The 17,305-nt window shown below is 41.9% G+C and carries 20 protein-coding genes; 5 read left to right on the top strand and 15 right to left on the bottom strand.

Features of this window, described 5'->3' with window-relative positions; translation table 11 throughout:
* The 7 genes from IHV12_RS20585 to IHV12_RS20555 form a co-directional block, all read right to left on the bottom strand.
* The gene (locus tag IHV12_RS20585) at nt 1-1,005 is read right to left on the bottom strand and encodes an ABC transporter permease (RefSeq protein ID WP_197134068.1); all 1,005 of its coding nucleotides are present in this window, start codon (nt 1,003-1,005) and stop codon (nt 1-3) included.
* Nucleotides 1,006-1,292: 287 nt separating this feature from the next.
* The gene (locus IHV12_RS20580) at nt 1,293-2,891 is read right to left on the bottom strand and encodes an ABC transporter substrate-binding protein (protein ID WP_197192123.1); all 1,599 of its coding nucleotides are present in this window, start codon (nt 2,889-2,891) and stop codon (nt 1,293-1,295) included.
* A gap of 58 nt (nt 2,892-2,949) precedes the next feature.
* Complete coding sequence (locus IHV12_RS20575) at nt 2,950-3,924, bottom strand: ABC transporter ATP-binding protein (protein WP_197134062.1); 975 nt, start codon at nt 3,922-3,924, stop codon at nt 2,950-2,952.
* Nucleotides 3,899-4,909, bottom strand: a complete 1,011-nt coding sequence (locus IHV12_RS20570; protein WP_197134059.1) for an ABC transporter ATP-binding protein — start codon at nt 4,907-4,909, stop codon at nt 3,899-3,901. The genes IHV12_RS20575 and IHV12_RS20570 overlap by 26 nt, the downstream gene beginning before the upstream one ends.
* A gap of 224 nt (nt 4,910-5,133) precedes the next feature.
* Nucleotides 5,134-6,876: an ABC transporter ATP-binding protein gene (locus IHV12_RS20565; RefSeq protein ID WP_197192122.1), complete on the bottom strand. Its 1,743-nt coding sequence runs from the start codon at nt 6,874-6,876 to the stop codon at nt 5,134-5,136.
* Between the two features lie 106 nt (nt 6,877-6,982).
* Nucleotides 6,983-7,510 (bottom strand): nucleoside tri-diphosphate phosphatase, encoded by a 528-nt coding sequence (ntdP, locus tag IHV12_RS20560; RefSeq protein WP_066242704.1) that lies wholly within the window; start codon nt 7,508-7,510, stop codon nt 6,983-6,985.
* Between the two features lie 392 nt (nt 7,511-7,902).
* Nucleotides 7,903-8,076, bottom strand: a complete 174-nt coding sequence (locus IHV12_RS20555) for a gamma-type small acid-soluble spore protein (protein WP_082861254.1) — start codon at nt 8,074-8,076, stop codon at nt 7,903-7,905.
* A 146-nt stretch (nt 8,077-8,222) separates the two neighbouring features.
* Between IHV12_RS20555 and IHV12_RS20550 the strand changes: the two genes are divergently transcribed.
* The gene (locus tag IHV12_RS20550; RefSeq protein WP_153238266.1) at nt 8,223-8,447 is read left to right on the top strand and encodes a hypothetical protein; all 225 of its coding nucleotides are present in this window, start codon (nt 8,223-8,225) and stop codon (nt 8,445-8,447) included.
* 249 nt (nt 8,448-8,696) lie between these two features.
* Here IHV12_RS20550 and IHV12_RS20545 read toward each other — a convergent pair whose 3' ends face one another.
* From IHV12_RS20545 to IHV12_RS20535, 3 genes are read right to left on the bottom strand one after another with little or no spacing between them, the layout of a single operon-like run.
* Nucleotides 8,697-9,452 (bottom strand): SDR family NAD(P)-dependent oxidoreductase, encoded by a 756-nt coding sequence (locus tag IHV12_RS20545; protein ID WP_197192121.1) that lies wholly within the window; start codon nt 9,450-9,452, stop codon nt 8,697-8,699.
* Nucleotides 9,449-10,525 carry an A/G-specific adenine glycosylase gene (mutY, locus tag IHV12_RS20540; RefSeq protein WP_370568859.1) on the bottom strand — a complete coding sequence of 359 codons (1,077 nt, stop codon included), beginning with the start codon at nt 10,523-10,525 and terminating at the stop codon, nt 9,449-9,451. Before mutY ends, IHV12_RS20545 begins: the two co-directional genes overlap by 4 nt.
* Before the next feature lie 46 nt (nt 10,526-10,571).
* Entirely contained in the window at nt 10,572-10,886 is a 315-nt protein-coding gene (locus IHV12_RS20535) for a hypothetical protein (protein WP_197192119.1), read from the bottom strand.
* Nucleotides 10,887-10,923: 37 nt separating this feature from the next.
* On the opposite strand from IHV12_RS20535, the gene IHV12_RS20530 reads away from it, so the two are divergent.
* Nucleotides 10,924-11,925 carry a metal-dependent hydrolase gene (locus IHV12_RS20530; RefSeq protein ID WP_197192118.1) on the top strand — a complete coding sequence of 334 codons (1,002 nt, stop codon included), beginning with the start codon at nt 10,924-10,926 and terminating at the stop codon, nt 11,923-11,925.
* A gap of 13 nt (nt 11,926-11,938) precedes the next feature.
* Here IHV12_RS20530 and IHV12_RS20525 read toward each other — a convergent pair whose 3' ends face one another.
* Nucleotides 11,939-12,205, bottom strand: a complete 267-nt coding sequence (locus IHV12_RS20525; RefSeq protein WP_144703885.1) for a YfhJ family protein — start codon at nt 12,203-12,205, stop codon at nt 11,939-11,941.
* Nucleotides 12,206-12,305: 100 nt separating this feature from the next.
* On the opposite strand from IHV12_RS20525, the gene sspK reads away from it, so the two are divergent.
* The gene (sspK, locus tag IHV12_RS20520) at nt 12,306-12,461 is read left to right on the top strand and encodes a small, acid-soluble spore protein K (protein ID WP_066242730.1); all 156 of its coding nucleotides are present in this window, start codon (nt 12,306-12,308) and stop codon (nt 12,459-12,461) included.
* A 30-nt stretch (nt 12,462-12,491) separates the two neighbouring features.
* Nucleotides 12,492-12,668, top strand: coding sequence for a YpzG family protein (locus IHV12_RS20515; protein ID WP_370568716.1), 177 nt, complete (start codon nt 12,492-12,494; stop codon nt 12,666-12,668).
* A gap of 267 nt (nt 12,669-12,935) precedes the next feature.
* Here IHV12_RS20515 and IHV12_RS20510 read toward each other — a convergent pair whose 3' ends face one another.
* Complete coding sequence (locus tag IHV12_RS20510) at nt 12,936-13,244, bottom strand: YfhH family protein (RefSeq protein WP_197192117.1); 309 nt, start codon at nt 13,242-13,244, stop codon at nt 12,936-12,938.
* A gap of 58 nt (nt 13,245-13,302) precedes the next feature.
* On the opposite strand from IHV12_RS20510, the gene IHV12_RS20505 reads away from it, so the two are divergent.
* Nucleotides 13,303-13,983, top strand: coding sequence for an SDR family NAD(P)-dependent oxidoreductase (locus tag IHV12_RS20505; RefSeq protein WP_370568858.1), 681 nt, complete (start codon nt 13,303-13,305; stop codon nt 13,981-13,983).
* On the opposite strand, the gene recX is transcribed toward IHV12_RS20505, so the two are convergent.
* The 3 genes from recX to IHV12_RS20490 all read right to left on the bottom strand — a co-directional run bounded on the left by recX (nt 13,970) and on the right by IHV12_RS20490 (nt 17,292).
* Nucleotides 13,970-14,785, bottom strand: a complete 816-nt coding sequence (recX, locus tag IHV12_RS20500) for a recombination regulator RecX (RefSeq protein WP_197192115.1) — start codon at nt 14,783-14,785, stop codon at nt 13,970-13,972. The genes IHV12_RS20505 and recX overlap by 14 nt on opposite strands.
* A 201-nt stretch (nt 14,786-14,986) precedes the next feature.
* A complete protein-coding gene (locus tag IHV12_RS23125; RefSeq protein ID WP_197134032.1) occupies nt 14,987-15,193 on the bottom strand; it encodes a YbdD/YjiX family protein in 207 nt (68 codons plus the stop codon).
* Nucleotides 15,190-17,292 (bottom strand): carbon starvation CstA family protein, encoded by a 2,103-nt coding sequence (locus tag IHV12_RS20490; protein ID WP_197192114.1) that lies wholly within the window; start codon nt 17,290-17,292, stop codon nt 15,190-15,192. The genes IHV12_RS23125 and IHV12_RS20490 overlap by 4 nt, the downstream gene beginning before the upstream one ends.
* Nucleotides 17,293-17,305: the final 13 nt, after the last annotated feature.

The following is a 17,305-nucleotide window of genomic DNA, read 5'->3' as shown; positions in this document are numbered from 1 at the left end:
CTACTTGAATTTAATTCTCGGGTCAATTGCTGCGTACAGCAAATCAACGAGTAGATTGATTAATACAAAAATCGTTGCGACTACTAAAATACCAGATTGGATAACCGGATAATCACGATACGAGATCGCATCATAGATGTATGTACCAATGCCCGGCCATCCGAAAATCGTCTCAGTCAGGATTGCACCGCCCAATAGCAGTCCCGTCTGAAGACCGATAACTGTTACTACTGGGATTAACGCGTTTTTCAATGAATGCTTGTATACGACCCAAAACATTTTCATCCCTTTAGCACGAGCCGTTCGGATGTAGTCTGAGCGCATAACTTCAAGCATGCTTGAGCGAGTCATACGCGCGATAATTGCCATCGGTATCGTAGCTAGTGCAGCTCCTGGCAAGATGAGATGTTTGACTACCTCAGCAAACTGATCCATTCTTCCTTGAATCAATGTGTCGATCAAATACAGATGCGTGATCGGATCAACCGGGACACGAATGTTGTCTCTACCTGTAGTCGGTAGAAGATCAAAGTGAATAGAGAAAACATATTGCTCCATTAATCCAAGCCAGAAGATCGGCATAGAAACACCAACTAGCGCAAGAACCATAGCCGTATAATCGAACCAAGAGTTTTGAAACCACGCGGAAATGATACCTGCGTTAACTCCAATCACGATTGCAATAACCATCGCAACTAAAGCAAGTTCAATGGTAGCTGCTAGATACGGCCACACTTCTTCTGCGATCGGAACGTTCGTTTTTAATGAAACTCCTAGGTCTCCTGTAAAAAGACCTGTCAAATAATCAATAAATTGCGTGTACCACGGTTGGTCTAATCCAAGTCGCTGAGTTAATGCAGCAACAGCTTCCTTTGTGGCCTGTTGCCCTAAAATTAATTGTGCTGGATTACCCGGGATAGCGCGAATCATCATGAACACGATAAATGTCATCCCTAAAAGTACAGGAACGAGCGTTGCTAACCGTCTGATCGTATAGGCAAACATAGGGTCACCTCTTTCTTAAGAAGAATTACAAGTATGTTAGGTTACGAGTTGTGATTCTTGAAAGGCGTTGCTTTCCACTCCAGGATGCTCGCTTTCCGGGGGGCGTGCGGTGAGCCTCTTAGCGCTAGGCGCTATTAAGAGTCTCACCTGTCCCGCTGATCCCCCAGGAGTCTCGCACCTTACTTTCCAATCAACGTATCAAAGGGGTTATGAAAGACTACCTTTTAGAGAATCGTTTTCCAAAAAAAGAGGAGCAGGCTATTTTAGGCCATACTCCCCGCCATACATTATTCGAAAGATACGTCCGCGAAAGATTGAGAACCTGTTGGATGTGGAACGAATCCTTTAATCTTGCTTGCTCCAGCTAATTGAGGCTTAGAGTGAACAAGTGGTACCCATGGAGCATCTTCATGGATGATTACTTGTGCTTGTTTGTAAAGCTCTTCACGCTTCGCTTCGTCAGCCGTTGTTTGAGCTTCAACTAAAAGCTTATGAACGTCTTCGTTCGCATAACGAGAGTAGTTGTTAGAGTCGATCGTGTCTTTATCAAGAAGCGTATAAAGGAAGTTATCCGCATCTCCATTGTCACCTGTCCAACCTAACATGAACATTGGTGCTTCACCTTTTTGAACTTTCTCAAGGTAAGTACCCCACTCAAATGTTACGATGTTCGCTTTAATATTCACTTTTGCAAGTTTTGCTTGAATCGCTTCAGCTACTTTTTGACCATTTGGCATATATGGACGTGCTACTGGCATTGCCCAAAGATCCATTTCGAATCCTTTTTCCATACCTGCTTTTGCTAAAAGTTCTTTTGCTTTTGCTTCGTCATACTCACGATCTTGAATCTCATCGTTGTATCCAGCGATTGAAGGAGGCATTGGGTTTTTAGCCGGCTCAGCTGTTCCTTCATAGAAGTTGTCGATGATCGCTTGCTTGTCGATCAAGTGGCTGATCGCCTGACGTACTTCTTTTTTATCAAATGGTGCTTTTTCAACGTTAAATCCTAGGTAACCAACATTCATAGATGGACGTTCGAACAACTGAAGCTTCCCATTGTCTGAAACTTTTTTCATATCAGATGGATTAAGAGCATCCATTAAGTCGATTTCGCCTTTTGTTAGTGCATTCAAACGAGAAGAGTTATCTTTGATTACTTTAAACGTTACGCCATCAAGTTTCGGCATATCTTTTACCCAATAGTCAGCATTCTTTTCAAGAACGATCGTATCGTTTGGCTTCCAGCTCTTGAATTTGAAAGGACCTGTACCAACTGGCTCTTTGCTTAGCTTGTCGCCGTCTAATGACTTAGGACTCGCGATTGCGAACGGGCTCATGGCTACGTTCTTTAAGAATGGAGCTTGTGGCTTGTTCAACGTAATAACTACTTTGTTCTCACCATCTGCTTTTACATCTTTAATGACGTGGCCTTCGTCACCTTCAAACCCACCAAACATAGATCCGTAGTATGCGAATTTCTCACCATCTTTACTTTGTGCCCAGCGGTCAAAGTTCTTTACAACTGCATCAGCGTTGAACTTCTCACCATCGTGGAACTTAACACCTTCTTCAAGCTCGAATGTATACGTCAAGCCATCTTCAGAGATCTCCCATTTCTTTGCAAGACCAGGAACGATATCTGTGTTATCTTTTCCGTAGTTTACTAGTGGCTCATAGATTTGCTCTGTTACGATGAATGATTCACCGTCAGTAACCACAGCTGGATCAAGTGCTACAGAATCTCCGCCACGACCGTAGATCATGACATTGTTCGGATCGACTTTTTCGTCGTCTCCTCCACTGCTATCTCCTCCTGATGAACACCCTGCCAACGCAAGAGATAAAGCGAGCATTAAAGCAAATAAAGTTAATAAACTTTTCTTCATCTTCTTTCCCCCAGTTCTCATTTTAGTTATGCCTTTGTTTATATGTACGTGTCTGCCGTTATTCGTAAAGGTGGCAGGCAGCGTAGTGGCCTTCAGCAACTTCTTTTAAAACAGGCTTTACGGTTCCACAATGATCCATCGCTGCAGGGCAACGTGTATGGAACGGACAACCAGCAGGCGGATTCGATGGACTCGGAACATCTCCTTGCAGGATGACACGGTCCTTTCGATGCTCTACATCTGGTATAGGAACAGCTGATAAAAGAGCTTGTGTATATGGATGTTTTGGATCATCATAAAGCTTTTCACTATCAGCAAGCTCTACGATATGACCCAAATACATAACTCCCACTCGGTCACTGATATGGCGGACTACGCCAAGGTCATGCGCGATAAACAAATACGTAAGATCGAACTCTTTTTGAAGATCTTGTAAAAGGTTTAATACTTGAGATTGAATGGAAACATCCAGTGCAGATACCGGCTCGTCCGCGATAATGAGCTTCGGATTCACGGCAAGTGCTCGTGCGATTCCGATACGCTGTCTTTGTCCTCCTGAAAATTGGTGAGGATATCGCTTTGCGTGCCAGCTTGAGAGTCCTACCACTTCAAGCAGTTCTTTTACTCGTCTTTTTCGTTCCGCTTTATCTTTTACACCATGAACGATTAGTGGCTCTTCTAAAATTTTCTCAACCGTATGACGCGGGTTAAGGGAAGCAAAAGGATCTTGAAACACCATCTGCATCTCGCGGCGTTTCTTTCTCATCTCACTCGAGGATAATTTCGTTATATCCTCGCCTTCAAAGTAGATCTTTCCTTCAGTAGGTTCTAAAAGTCTCAGGAGCATGCGTCCTGTCGTGGACTTACCGCACCCGCTCTCTCCTACGAGGCCGAGTGTCTCCCCTTTTTTTATGTAAAAAGAGATTCCGTCTACTGCCTTTACTTCGCCAACGGTCTTGCTCAATAGTCCGCCTTTAATCGGAAAGTGCATCTTTAAATTTTCAACTTTAACTAATGGCTGTGTCTGACTCATGCAGATTCACTCCTTTCCCGTCCTCGTAAAGCCAGCATCTGACTTGATGACTGCCTTCTTGAGTTTTAAGATGAGGAGTTTCAGTTATACACCTTGTTCCTGCATGCTCACAACGTGGTGCGAACGAACAACCCGTTTTGACAGAACCGGGTTTCGGTACGTTTCCAGGTATAGAATATAGACGGCCAACCTTCTCCCTCATGTCTGGTACGGACTTGATCAACCCAACCGTATAAGGGTGCTTCGGATCTTGGAAGATGGTTTTCACTTCACCTTCTTCGACCACTTTTCCAGCGTACATTACAACAACGCGCTCACACATCTCAGCAACTACACCAAGATCATGCGTAATCATCATGATGGCGGTGTCTGTTTCTTTGTTTAGTCGTTTCATCAGATCTAAAATCTGGGCTTGAATCGTAACATCCAAAGCGGTAGTAGGCTCGTCCGCTATCAGAAGTTTAGGGTCACAGATCATGGCCATGGCGATCATGACACGCTGACGCATACCTCCTGATAATTGATGAGGATATTCTTTTACAAGCTCTTCTGCCCGTGGAAGCCCCACTAGCTTAAGCATCTCAACGGCTTTACCCATCGCTTCTTTTTTGGACCATTTTCTATGTATGCGTAGTGATTCAATAAGCTGCTCACCGATTGTTATAACCGGGTTCAAGCTTGTCATCGGCTCCTGAAAAATCATTCCGATTTCATTGCCTCTAATTTGCCGCATCCTTCTTTCTGGTGCTGAAGCAATATTTTCACCTTTAAAGAGAATCTCTCCTTCAATTTTCCCAGGCGGTGTAGGTACTAGTCCCATTACGGATAATGACGTCACACTTTTACCGCAGCCCGATTCTCCTACGATACCAAGCACTTCACCAGGATTAACGTGGAAATCAACACCGTCCACAGCAGGGATTGCGCCATCGTCTGTAAGGAAAGAAGTTCTTAAGTTCTTCACTTCTAGAACTGGATTTCCCATGAGATCTCACTCCTTTCTCTAAGCTGCCAAATTTCCTAGAATATTACTTCTCTGTTGAGAATTATGACACTACTCTGACAATTTGACAATATTTAATTTTCAGAATAGTCGACAAATATGTCTTATGTTGTAGTTCTTTCGTATGATTTTCATGTGCCTTTGAAACTACAATCCCGTTTAAAAGCTATAAAAAAGACCAGCATCTCTGCTGGTCTCGTCTAAAATTAACTTAGTTGTTGAACCATGAATAGGTCATAATAGGCGCCTTGTTTTTCCATCAATTTCTTATGGTTACCGATTTCTACGATCCTGCCGTGATCGATCACGATGATTCGATCCGCATGCGTTATAGTGGAAAGTCGGTGGGCCACAATGAACGTTGTTCGATCTTTTGCAAGTTTTTCTAAAGCTTCCTGAATCAAATGTTCACTCTCAAGGTCGAGGGCAGAAGTTGCTTCATCAAGAATAAGGAGCGGTGGATTTTTTAAAAAGACACGAGATATAGCCACTCGCTGCTTCTGACCGCCAGATAGTTTAACTCCACGTTCCCCGATCTTGGTATCATAACCCTCCGGAAGGCTCATTATGAATTCATGTGCATTAGCCGCTTTAGCAGCCGCAATCATCTCTTCATCTGAAGCCTCTGGATTACCCATAAGAATATTCGCGCGAACAGATTCACTAAAAAGAATATTATCTTGAAGAACCATACCGATATTATCTCTTAGTGTTCGCACTTTAAAATCGCGGATATCCGTTCCATCGAGCTTGATGCTTCCTTCTGATACGTCATAAAAGCGTGGAATCAAGCTGATCAACGAAGATTTACCTCCGCCACTCATTCCCACAAGAGCAATCGTTTCCCCTGCTTCAACCGATAAGGAAACATTATGTAACACATCAGCTTCTTCCTCGTTGTAAGTGAATGATACATTTTCAAAATCAAGCTTTCCTTTTACCGATGTTAAGGGTTTCGCCTGAGGAGAGTCTTCAATATCATAGGACTCATCTAAAAACTCAAACATCCGGTCCATAGACGCGATCGATTGTGTCAGTGTTGTAGATGAATTCACTAGTCGTCTAAGTGGATTATATAGTCGATCCATATACGCTACAAAAGCAACTAAAGCCCCAATTGTAATGTTTCCTTGAATGCCTTGATACGCTGCAAACCCAATAACAAGAAGTGGCGCGATATCTGTTACAGTATTAACTACCGAGAATGTCTTTGCGTTCCATTTTGTGTGATCCATTGCACGGTCTAAGAAGTTGCGGTTTCGTTTATCAAACTGAACCTGCTCGTGATCTTCGAGTGCAAAACTGCGAATGACTGACATACCTTGAACGCGTTCATGCAGATGGCCTTGCACTTCAGCCAGAGCCTGCGAACGATCTTTCGTTAATTGACGAAGTCGGGCATAGAAAAATTTTACCGAAAACCCGTAAACCGGAAGCATGGATAAGGCTACGATCGTTAGCCAGAAATCCATAGAGAACATGATGGCCGCAGCAATAATTATCGTCGCCATATCTAGCCATACATTCATAAGACCGGTAATGACAAACGTTTTTGTTTGCTCAACGTCATGGATGACTCTTGAAATAATTTCGCCTGATTTATTGTTCGAATAAAAACGCAAACTCAAGCGTTGGATATGATCAAACATCTTATCACGAATGTCATATAAAACCTTCGTCCCCACCCACTGTGCATAATATTGTCTCCAGTATTCGATTGGTGGTCGAAGCACAACAAATATGAGTGCAGCTCCGCCCATGAGCCAGTAAAGTTTGTTTAACTTCTCATCTACCGGCAATGAGACTTGAATGATATCATCCACTACATATTTTAAAATCAGTGGTGTTAGCAACGGGATACCAAACTTGGCTAACCCGATTAAAATCGTCCAAAAGATTTGCCACTTGTATGGTTTTACAAATTTCAAATAACGTTTAATACTATCCATTTCATTTCACCATTCTTTCTTTCATAAAAAGAAAACTTGGCAAAGCGCCAAGTTAACCAAAGATAAAAAAAGGATAACCTGTTGACTCTTCAACAGGTTTTCCTTTTTATCGGAATTCTAAATATCTTTCGTACCATTGTTCCACAAATCCAGGTTCAAACGGCCCCTTTTTTTGTGTGACCATCAAGATTAATTCTTGAAGGTTCTTCTTAATAATCGTATCGAGCTGACTCGGATACCTCATCATTCTTTTATGCAGCTCATATTCATCTTCATCCAATAAGATATAAGTGCCATCTGGAAATACTTTTATATCAAGATCATAATCAATATACTTCAATGCTTCCTTGTCCCACATGAATGGTGAGCCTAGGTTGCAGTAGTAATAAATCCCGTCTTCTCGTATCATTCCGATCACGTTAAACCATTGCTTCGCGTTAAAGTAGCAAATGGCCGGTTCCCTCGTGCGCCATTGACGCCCGTCAGATTCAGTAACAAGAATCCGGTCGTTACCACAAATCACCTGACTAGGAGTCCCTTTCAAAATAACCGTATCTTCCCAGTTTCTATGAAGATAACCGTTATGCTTATAGCTTTGGATATTGATTATACTTCCGGTTGCAGGAAAACTCATCTCTCTCTCCTTTCTGCCCGAGTTCCGGAAGCTAATGTTACCTATTGAATTGTTAATTCTCCTTCCTCTTTAACCAATTGTCGGTAATTCACCAGCTCCATTAATAAACCTCGTTCTTCATTTTTTTCGATGTTTTTATTCCCGATCATTACTTTCTTTCATAACACACGCTTTTTTTCTCTTCTTTATTATATCGTTTTAAGAATAGTTTGGAAATGTACTTGTCCCTGTTTTTTTCATAAAAGCGCCTTTTTTCAAATAATTCCACTCGTCACTAGTATTCCCATCGGTCATGTTTAGAAAACGTATGTAATTCTTGTGAATGTCAGATAAAAAATGAAGAGGAACCAAAAAATGCTCCCTAGTGATTAGGGAGCATTCCTGGATAGAGGTTATTTTTGTTGTTGGTTTTTACCTTGTTGAGACTGTTGGTTTTGTTGGCGAACTTCTTGAGCGTTAGTTTCGCTAGCAAATTCAGTCCCGTAAGATTGACCAGCTTGTTGTTGTTGAGCGTTTTGTTGCTTTTGACGAGCTTGTTGTTGTTGTTGTTTTTGTTGTTTGTCCATGTTTTTCACCTCCACGAAATATAATTTACCCGGTGTAGTCCTTTTTTATAAGCACTTTTTTTATTAGATATTTCCAGTATTAAAACATTGAGATATAGGGGATAAATTAATGAATAACTAAATCTTGATAAAAGGAGGGACAACTCATGTATGTAGGAAGAGATATGACGGAATTGAGTATGACGAGTAAGACCGATTGGAAGGATGCGGAACTCGCATATTTTCACCACTCTTTGCAGCAGGTGGCTCCTTATTTAAACGAAGAAGGAACTAGCATGCACCGCGAGATCATTAAGGAGATTGAAGCAAGAGGCGGAATGAAACGAGATGAAGCCGATTGGACGCATGGGACTGAGGTTAAATACGATTGATATCCTGATTGACTGGGAATCGCTTATAAACCCTGGGAATCGCTCATAAACCCTGGGAATCGCTCATAAACCCTGGGAATCGCTCATAAACCCTGGGAATCGCTCATAAACCCTGGGAATCGCTCATAAACCCTGGGAATCGCTCATAAACCCTGGGAATCGCTCGTCCAGCAAGCCTACCAGCTGCTGGACGAGCACAAACAAACAAGCCCCTGCACACTGCAGGGGCTTGTTTTTCCTTCATATCCTTTAAAAGTTACTATAAGACTGTCCGCCATCCACGTTCAGCGTACTTCCAACGACCCATGATGACTTTTTGGAAGCTAAAAACACTACAACGTTGGCTACTTCTTCTACCGTCCCAAATCGGCCAGCAGAAATATGTTCCTCTACAAACGAATTGATTTTGTCTGGATCTTGTTCCAATCTTTTTTTCCAATTTCCTGTTTCATGCAAGATCGATCCAGGGGCGACGCCATTTACTCGAATCCCCTTCTTGATCATCTCGTCACCAAATGACTTTGTGAAGGAAATCATGGCTGCCTTGCTTGCATTGTACGTAGGCTTACCACCAGATTCCCGGCCAAAAATAGATGAAATATTAATAATAGCTCCACCGTCTGATTTCCCGCTCATTATCGCTGCCGCTTTCTTGCTCAGATCAACAGCTGAAAGAAAATTCAGATGCATCGCTTCTTCAAACTGCTCGATGCTTGTCTCCATAACAGAAGACCCATTGCTTCCACCTGCATTGTTAACCAAAACATCAATCGTTCCAAACTTTGTAACGAACTCATTCATCACTTCTTCACGATTATCGGCATTCGTTACATCACCTTGAAAAATTTCGATCCCATCTTTTTGAGCAGCTTCCAGATCAGCCAAGTTACGACCGACGATTCCTACTTTTGCACCTTCTTCTAAAAAGGCATGAGCAATACCTTGACCGATCCCTTTAGATCCACCTGTAACAAGCACAACTTTTCCTTCAAGATCTAAGTTCATACAATTAATGCCTCCTTTATAAGCCGAATGATTTTTTGATGAGAGACAGGAAATGGATATGTGTCAAGCTCGTCTACACTGACCCATTTCCAATCCGCCGGCAGCTGTTCTAAATTATCTTCACTTTCGATTTTTCCCTGCCAAATTTGAATTTCCCATTTCAAGTGAGAAAAAACATGCTCAATGTATCCTGCTTTATCTTCTACAGATGCTCCCAAATTCGTCTGTTCTTGTACATATCCAACCAACGCATTTATTTCTGCATCTTTGTGCTCTCCCACATACTCGGTGTTCGGAAATTCCCACATGTTAGCAAGCAAGCCTTCTGATGGTCTTTTGTGAATAAGAATTTTTCCATTACTATTCACTAGCACACCTGCAGTCATCTTAGCTGTTCTTACTTTTGTTTTTCCTAACTTTACAGGAAGTTCAGCTTGTCTTCCACTCTCAAACCCTCTGCATAATTCTCGCATCGGACATAATAAGCAAGCTGGTGATTTGGGTGTACAAATCAATGCACCTAGCTCCATTAAAGCTTGATTAAAAGAAGACGGATCTTCATGTGAGATCAGTTCCCTCACTGCTTTTTCAAAGAGTATACGCGTTTTTGGTTTACTGATGTCTTCTTCAATCAATAGAATTCGTGATAAAACACGCATAACATTACCATCAACGGCAGGTTCTGGAATACCGTACGCAATACTTAGAACCGCGCCTGCTGTATATGGGCCAACTCCCTTTAATCCAGCGATCTCTTTTGGCGTATTCGGTACTTTTCCTCCATAAGATTCGCATACTTCTCTTACTGCGGTTTGTAAGTTTCGAACTCGGGAATAATAACCTAGACCCTCCCATGCTTTTAAGACTTTTTCTTCATCCGCATAAGCGAGGTCCTGAAGCGTTGGGAACAGTTGAGTAAAACGTTCGAAATAAGGAATAACCGTATCTACTCTTGTTTGCTGAAGCATAATCTCAGAGACCCAAACACGATAGGGGTCTTGATTTTCTCTCCAAGGCAATGTTCGTTTGTTCTCGTTATACCAAGTTAACAAATGGTCTTGAAATTGTTTCACATATGAATCATTGAGGGAAAATATACTATTACTTGTTGTGTTCAATTTACAGATCTTCCTTTGTATTAAGCTTTTCAAACGCCCAGCAATGGACTTTTTCAAGTCCTCCTGTTACACATTCATTAAGAGTTGAAAAAACAGGATGCTGTAGAGACATTCGATTTTTTTTAATCGTATCATATGATGCTTGATCGTTAACTTGGAAACATTCAACATATAATGATGGCTGATCAGCTGCCTTATACCATTTAATATCCGTAGCACCACAAGCTTTAAGCTCACTAATTACAGAAACCATTTGAGACTCATAATATTGAATGGAATCCGGACTTACTTTATACTCCATAAAAACCGTTAACATATTATTTCACTCCATTCCTACATAGGAGGTGATCGCCTTGGATACAGGCACACATATTGTAATGGGGCTCGGGTTAGGTGGATTAGCGATGCTGGACCCTGCAATTGCAAATGATCCAGTAACCTCCCAAGCCATTCTTGCTGGGACACTAATCGGTTCCCAAGCACCCGACTTTGACACAGTACTTAAACTTAAAAATAATGCGGTATACATCCGCAACCATAGAGGGCTTACACATTCATTGCCTGCTCTTGTGATCTGGCCGCTGCTTTTATTTGGGGCTATCTCATTATTTGTTCCTGAAGCTGATAACGGAAAGCTTTTGTTATGGACAGCGATCGCAGTTTTCCTTCATGTATTCGTTGATATCTTTAATGCTTACGGCACACAGGCACTGTACCCTGTTTCAAAGAAATGGATCGCACTAGGTGTCATCAGTATCTTTGATCCCTTTATCTTTTTCTTGCATATAGGAGGTTTGTTGCTCTGGTATGTTGGTGTTGATCCAGGATACACGTTCCTAACGGTATATATCATACTTGTCGTTTATTACATTATTCGAATCATGTCCAGGCAGCGAGTAAATAAGATTGTGCTGAAAAAGATTCCAGAAGCTGAAGAGATTTATGCTAGCCCTACGATTCGTTGGGGACAATACCATCTTGCCATTAAATCGAAGCATGAATTCTTTGTAGCCGGTTTGAAAAATGGAAAAGTTACGGTTTGGGATACGTTTGATCGTCTAGCTGTTCCAAAAACGAAATTGATCGATGCAGCGAAAAAAGATAAAAATATATCTGCCTTTCTTTCCTTTTCTCCTGTACACAGGTGGGAAGTCGAGAAAAACGATCACGGGCACCTCGTTCAATTTATTGATCTTCGATATAGAAGTAAAGGACACTATCCTTTTGTCGCGATGGTACAGTTAGATGAGAACTTGAACATCATTACTTCTTTTACAGGCTGGGTTTATTCTGAAGACCGCTTAAAAAAGAAGATGGAATTCTCTCCACTCGACCTCATCAACAATAATGAATAGGAAGAAGACGGGCTTATTGAATAGGCCCGTCTTTTTTTACAAATCGCTGAAATTTAGGATTGTTTGAAAAATACTCATGAAGCTTATGGCCATATGAAGTAATCAGTTGGGTTACCATCTTCTCAGTAACCTCTTGTCCTTCATACTCCCATCCCGCTTTCGCTCGAGTAGACTCAAAATCTTCCCATAATCCTTCCACCCATTCCCTTGCTTCTTGATTTGTAAGGGCTGGGTTCTTTTTTTGCAGTAATTTCGCCAATCTGTCAAAACGCTCTTCCATTATTCTCCCTCCTTAACCAATTTTTAAAGAAACCCCCGTCACATAAAGGGTTCTCTCACGTTTCATACTAGTTGAGAACCGATAATAAGGAGGTAATCACATGCGCAATAAATCGAAAAACTTCCCTAATCGGATCTCCTTCTCAGGTGAGCCGAGATCAAAAGAAGAATTCTCTTCTAAACGGCCAGATGGATCCATTCGTGACCATCCGCAGGAACGAATGTTTTTGTCCAATCAACACCGAGATGATCAGTAACTCTTGCGGTTATGAATTTCATTCTGGGGGGTGAATCAGTTGAACAAGAAAGACTACTTCTCATCAACGCGATTTAACGGTAAATATTCTGACCCCTTTCACTCACCGCGTGCCAATTCGAAGCATGCGTACAACCAAGTGAACGGGGAGACCCAGCAAGCATTAAATAACTATGTGCTTGAAATTCAAACACGTAAGCGTTCATAGTGACGAATAAAGGAGCGGTCCTGTACCGCTTCTTTATTTTTTTAGAGCCTTTGTTGATTTTATTTTTGAAGTTATTTTCTCTTAATGTTTACAGATCCATCTCTGACTAGTTGATTGGAGTGTAAGGTGCGAGACTCCTGGGGGATCAGCGGGACAGGTGAGACACCTAATGGCGCAAGGCGCCGAGGTGGCTCACCGCACGCCCCCCGGAAAGCGAGCACCTGAAACGGAAATCAACCACTTCCATGAACATCAATGTAAAACCAGTTAACCTTCAAGAACTGAAATCGGCAACGCTTCGAGTGCACTTTGATTATTTTTGTAACCCCAGGCAAAAATACCATTTAGGTACAGCACAGAAAAAGTCGATCCTGGGTCCCCTTGAATTCCGTACTCTTTCCCGCTTTCGATCGTTGACGGGTCCATCAGATAGCATTTACCCATCGCGATCTTGCGTTCATAAACTGCGTACTCACTTACCATACCCATTTGTTCTGCTTTTTGTGCTTTTGCTCGAAGGGAAGCAATTTCGCCTTTAATTTCAACTTCTGTCATCTCGCTGAATCTTTTTTCCATTTGATTACTTCCTTTCTTTTCTGTACCCTATATATGCTTAAGAATTAACTACATAGGAGTGATAATTTTGAGTAAGACTGTCATTATTACGGGCGGCGGTTCAGGCTTAGGACTCGCACTAGCCCGCGAATATAATAAAACGTACAACGTATATCTCGTTGGTCGTAATGAGAAAAAATTAGAGGAAGCTGTTCAATCATTCACTCACAGCGAAAACAAGGTATCGTTTAAAGTTTGTGATGTTACGAATTACGAACAAACAGAATCCATATTGCAATCCATCTTTCAAAGTGAGAACGTTCACTTGTTGATCAATAATGCAGGTATGGGAGTTTTCGAGCCTCTTGAAAACTTATCTAAAACAGATATTACAGGAATGCTTGAAACGAATGTTTATGGCACGATTTTCCCAACGAAGATTGCTTTCCCGTTATTTAATAAACAGGGCTTTGGCAAGGTCATGAATATCATTTCCACTGCTGGCTTACGCGGAAAGGTAAATGAATCCGTCTATTGTGCTTCTAAGTTTGCCGTTAGAGGATTTACAGAAAGTCTCGTAAAGGAATGGGACGGATCGAATATCTATCCCACAGCCGTCTATATGGGTGGAATGGATACGCCATTCTGGGATGAATCCACTCATATTGCAGATCGCTCACGTTTAAAGTCTCCAGAGCAAGTTGCGTCACTAATCGTTGAACAGGACGACAACCGACCTGAAATCTTTATAGATCGTTAATTTCATCCCCGTTAAGCAGTTCTGAAATCACTTCGGAATTGAAGCCTTTGCTGTAAAGAAATTTCTTCATGCGTGACTCATATTCAAAGCCACTATACTTCTTATATTTTTGGTGAGCTTTGCGAGCATGCGCCAGCAAGGCTTCTTTTTCATCTTCAGCAGATTGACTGATCTTCGCTTCTTGAAATGCCATCTCAATAACATCCCACATATAGCCTTTTTGCTGAAGCTGCTGAGCAATCCTTTGCTTTTGTTCTTTCTCAGAACGTTTCTTTCCGCTTGAAAATTGTTTTTGAATAAACGCAATGCTAGCTTCTAGTTGCTCGTCATAACTGAACTGATCAAGTGCTTCTTCCGTGTGACGATCACTGATTCCTTTTTTCTTCAACTCCTGCCGAATCATTCCGGGTCCTTTAAAGGATGTGTTCATACGGCTTCTTACGAGTGATTTTGCGAATGTTTGGTCATTCACAAAATCATACTCCGAAAGTTTTTGCAGAACGCGTTTGATCGTGGCTTCAGGAACTTCCTTCTTTTCTAGATATACCTCGATCTCATGAGCCGTTCGCATTCGAAAAGATAAATAGTGAAGAGCTTTATTAAAAGCTTTTCGATATTGATCTTCTTCAATGATGGATTCCCATTCTTCTTCATCGATCTCCATACCTTTTTGAAGTGAAAACTTTATTAAAACATCTGCGTCTACGCTAAACGCAAATTCTTCTTTTGGGCCTTTTTTTATAAAAATATTGAATCGTTCGTCGTTTTTTTGCTGAGCAGAAATCCTTGTTATAACAGCCATCTACCCACCTTCTTTCACCAAATAGTGTACCATATCTTATGGATTTCGTACTGTTTAAACATCCTTCAAACAATCGATTTGTATCTGTATGGATTTGTTAACAAAAAGCGCACTGATCCATTCATGACATAAAAAAGCACCCTCCCCGTTTTGGAGAGAATGCTTTTTCGTGAAAGTGCAACCTGCACTTATGAAGGCTTATCAACAACGTTTTGCATTTGCGCCATATTTATTCTCGAGCAACTCTGCAAAAAACTCTTTTTCAGTAGGCGGTGTGCGCTCTGGATGATTTTCTTTTAGGTGCTTCACATATGCTTGATAATCAGGCAGATTTGAGATGCCCTTTCCGATATATAAAAGGATCTGGAAGATGTTTTTCACCCATTGCCAAGCGGCTTGAAATGTCACGATACATCACCAAGCTTTGTTTGTACAAACGGCTCTTCTGATGTTTCTAAAGGCTTCTCGCTCTTGACCGCCTTGTACCAGATGCGCATCGCATCAATCAGCACTCCTAAAATAAGCAACATAAAAATCGCGGTTAAATAAGCGTTTAACGTATTGTTGAAGACTAGCTGTTTAGCAGCTTCCATGGAAGGTACAGTTGCAGGCAAATTGCCGCTCGCTATTGCTTCCTTCATCACTTCTGCTTGTTTCAAAAAACCAATTTTCGGAACATCAGAAAAAATCTTTTGCCAAGCAGCTGAGAACGTTACGATCATCAACCAAGCAAGGGGAACTAATGTGACCCATACGAACTTCTTCTTGCCCATCTTCAAGATAACAGTTGTTGCCACGATAAGTGCGATGGCCGCTAACATTTGGTTAACGATACCGAACAACGGCCATAGTGTATTGATTCCGCCTAACGGATCAGTTACACCAACAACTAAGAAATAACCCCAGCCTGCAACGACTAACGCACTCGTGAAATATACAGCCGGCATAGAGTCTGTTTTTCGAAGCGGCTTATATATTTGTCCGAGAAGATCCTGCAACATAAACCTGCCTACCCGTGTACCTGCGTCTATGGTGGTTAGTATGAACACGGCTTCAAATAGTATCGCAAAATGGTACCAGAACGCCATCAATTGTGGCCCACCGATCACTTGCGAGAAAATTTGGGCGATCCCTACTGCTAACGAAGGAGCACCGCCTGTACGAGAAAGAATCGATTCCTCATCCACATTTTTAGCGAGCTCATTGATTTCATCTGCTGATACTGTGAAACCCCAAGAGGATATCGTGGTAGCAGCGGTCGCGACATCCGTTCCGATTGCAGCACCTGGTGAGTTGATCGCAAAGTAAATTCCTGGAGTTAATAGCGTTGCCGCAACCATCGCCATAATCGCAACAAATGATTCAGTTAACATTCCGGCGTAACCGATCATAGGAGCATGCTGCTCGTTCGCAATCAGTTTAGGAGATGTTCCTGAAGAGATCAGAGCATGGAAACCAGAGATGGCTCCGCATGCAATCGTAATGAACAAGAACGGAAAAAGGTTCCCTGCGAATACAGGCCCTGTTCCATCAATAAATTTAGTAAGTGCAGGCATCTGAATCTCAGGCATTACGATAAGAATACCGAGTGCCATCATTCCGATTACCCCTACTTTTAGAAACGTACTTAAATAGTCTCTTGGTGCAAGAAGCATCCAAACAGGTAGAACGGATGCAAGGAAGCCATAAACAATCAGCATCCAAGCTAAAGTCTCACCATCGAAAGTAAAAAGAGGTGCTAGTGTTGGTGAGTCTGCTACCCATTGGCCGCTGACCAAAGCAAATATTAACAATACAAAACCAATTATAGACGCTTCCCCTACTCTTCCCGGGCGTAAATATCGCATATAAACACCCATGAAAAGAGCGATTGGAATTGTCATGGCAATCGTATATGTACCCCATGGGCTGGACTTGAGTGCGTTAACAACTACTAGTGCAAGCACGGCAATTAAAATAACCATAATAGCAAAAACACCGATCAGCGCTAGCATTCCACCAACTGCCCCTATTTCTTCCTTTGCAATCTGACCGATTGATTTACCTCTACGTCTCATGGAAATAATTAAAATAACAAAGTCTTGTACAGCACCAGCAAGAACAGCTCCGACAATAATCCAGATGGTTCCTGGAAGATATCCCATCTGTGCCGCTAATGTTGGACCTACAAGGGGACCTGCACCTGCGATCGCTGCAAAATGATGTCCATAAAGGACCCATTTGTTAGTTGGTACATAATCCTTCCCATCTGCATACCTTTCTGCAGGTGTTGCATTGTTTTTATTAAGGCTGAAGATTTTTGTAGCAATAAATCTTGCATAAAAGCGGTACGCAATAGCATACGTACACAATGAAGCAACAACAAACCAGATCGCGTTGATCTTCTCATCTCTTTGAAGCGCGATGATCGACAAGGCGATTCCACCAGCTAAAGCAATCCCAATCCATAAGAGCGCTTTCAAAAAGGGGTTCTTCTTTTTTGCTTGCACATTTCTTTGGAGCTCCATAAGCCTTCTTTCC

The organism is Fictibacillus sp. 7GRE50, assembly GCF_015903875.1.
GTDB lineage: Bacteria > Bacillota > Bacilli > Bacillales > Fictibacillaceae > Fictibacillus > Fictibacillus phosphorivorans.
The sequence above is the reverse complement of the archived record's forward strand: the minus strand, read 5'-3'. Positions and strand labels throughout refer to the sequence as shown.

Coding starts and splice junctions, on each gene's coding strand:
- IHV12_RS20585 (WP_197134068.1), bottom strand. CDS start 1,005: ATGTTTGCCTATACGATCAGACGGTTAGCAACGCTCGTTCCTGTACTT.
- IHV12_RS20580 (WP_197192123.1), bottom strand. CDS start 2,891: ATGAAGAAAAGTTTATTAACTTTATTTGCTTTAATGCTCGCTTTATCT.
- IHV12_RS20575 (WP_197134062.1), bottom strand. CDS start 3,924: ATGAGTCAGACACAGCCATTAGTTAAAGTTGAAAATTTAAAGATGCAC.
- IHV12_RS20570 (WP_197134059.1), bottom strand. CDS start 4,909: ATGGGAAATCCAGTTCTAGAAGTGAAGAACTTAAGAACTTCTTTCCTT.
- IHV12_RS20565 (WP_197192122.1), bottom strand. CDS start 6,876: ATGGATAGTATTAAACGTTATTTGAAATTTGTAAAACCATACAAGTGG.
- ntdP (WP_066242704.1), bottom strand. CDS start 7,510: ATGAGTTTTCCTGCAACCGGAAGTATAATCAATATCCAAAGCTATAAG.
- IHV12_RS20555 (WP_082861254.1), bottom strand. CDS start 8,076: ATGGACAAACAACAAAAACAACAACAACAACAAGCTCGTCAAAAGCAA.
- IHV12_RS20550 (WP_153238266.1), top strand. CDS start 8,223: ATGTATGTAGGAAGAGATATGACGGAATTGAGTATGACGAGTAAGACC.
- IHV12_RS20545 (WP_197192121.1), bottom strand. CDS start 9,452: ATGAACTTAGATCTTGAAGGAAAAGTTGTGCTTGTTACAGGTGGATCT.
- IHV12_RS20535 (WP_197192119.1), bottom strand. CDS start 10,886: ATGTTAACGGTTTTTATGGAGTATAAAGTAAGTCCGGATTCCATTCAA.
- IHV12_RS20525 (WP_144703885.1), bottom strand. CDS start 12,205: ATGGAAGAGCGTTTTGACAGATTGGCGAAATTACTGCAAAAAAAGAAC.
- sspK (WP_066242730.1), top strand. CDS start 12,306: ATGCGCAATAAATCGAAAAACTTCCCTAATCGGATCTCCTTCTCAGGT.
- IHV12_RS20510 (WP_197192117.1), bottom strand. CDS start 13,244: ATGGAAAAAAGATTCAGCGAGATGACAGAAGTTGAAATTAAAGGCGAA.
- recX (WP_197192115.1), bottom strand. CDS start 14,785: ATGGCTGTTATAACAAGGATTTCTGCTCAGCAAAAAAACGACGAACGA.
- IHV12_RS20490 (WP_197192114.1), bottom strand. CDS start 17,292: ATGGAGCTCCAAAGAAATGTGCAAGCAAAAAAGAAGAACCCCTTTTTG.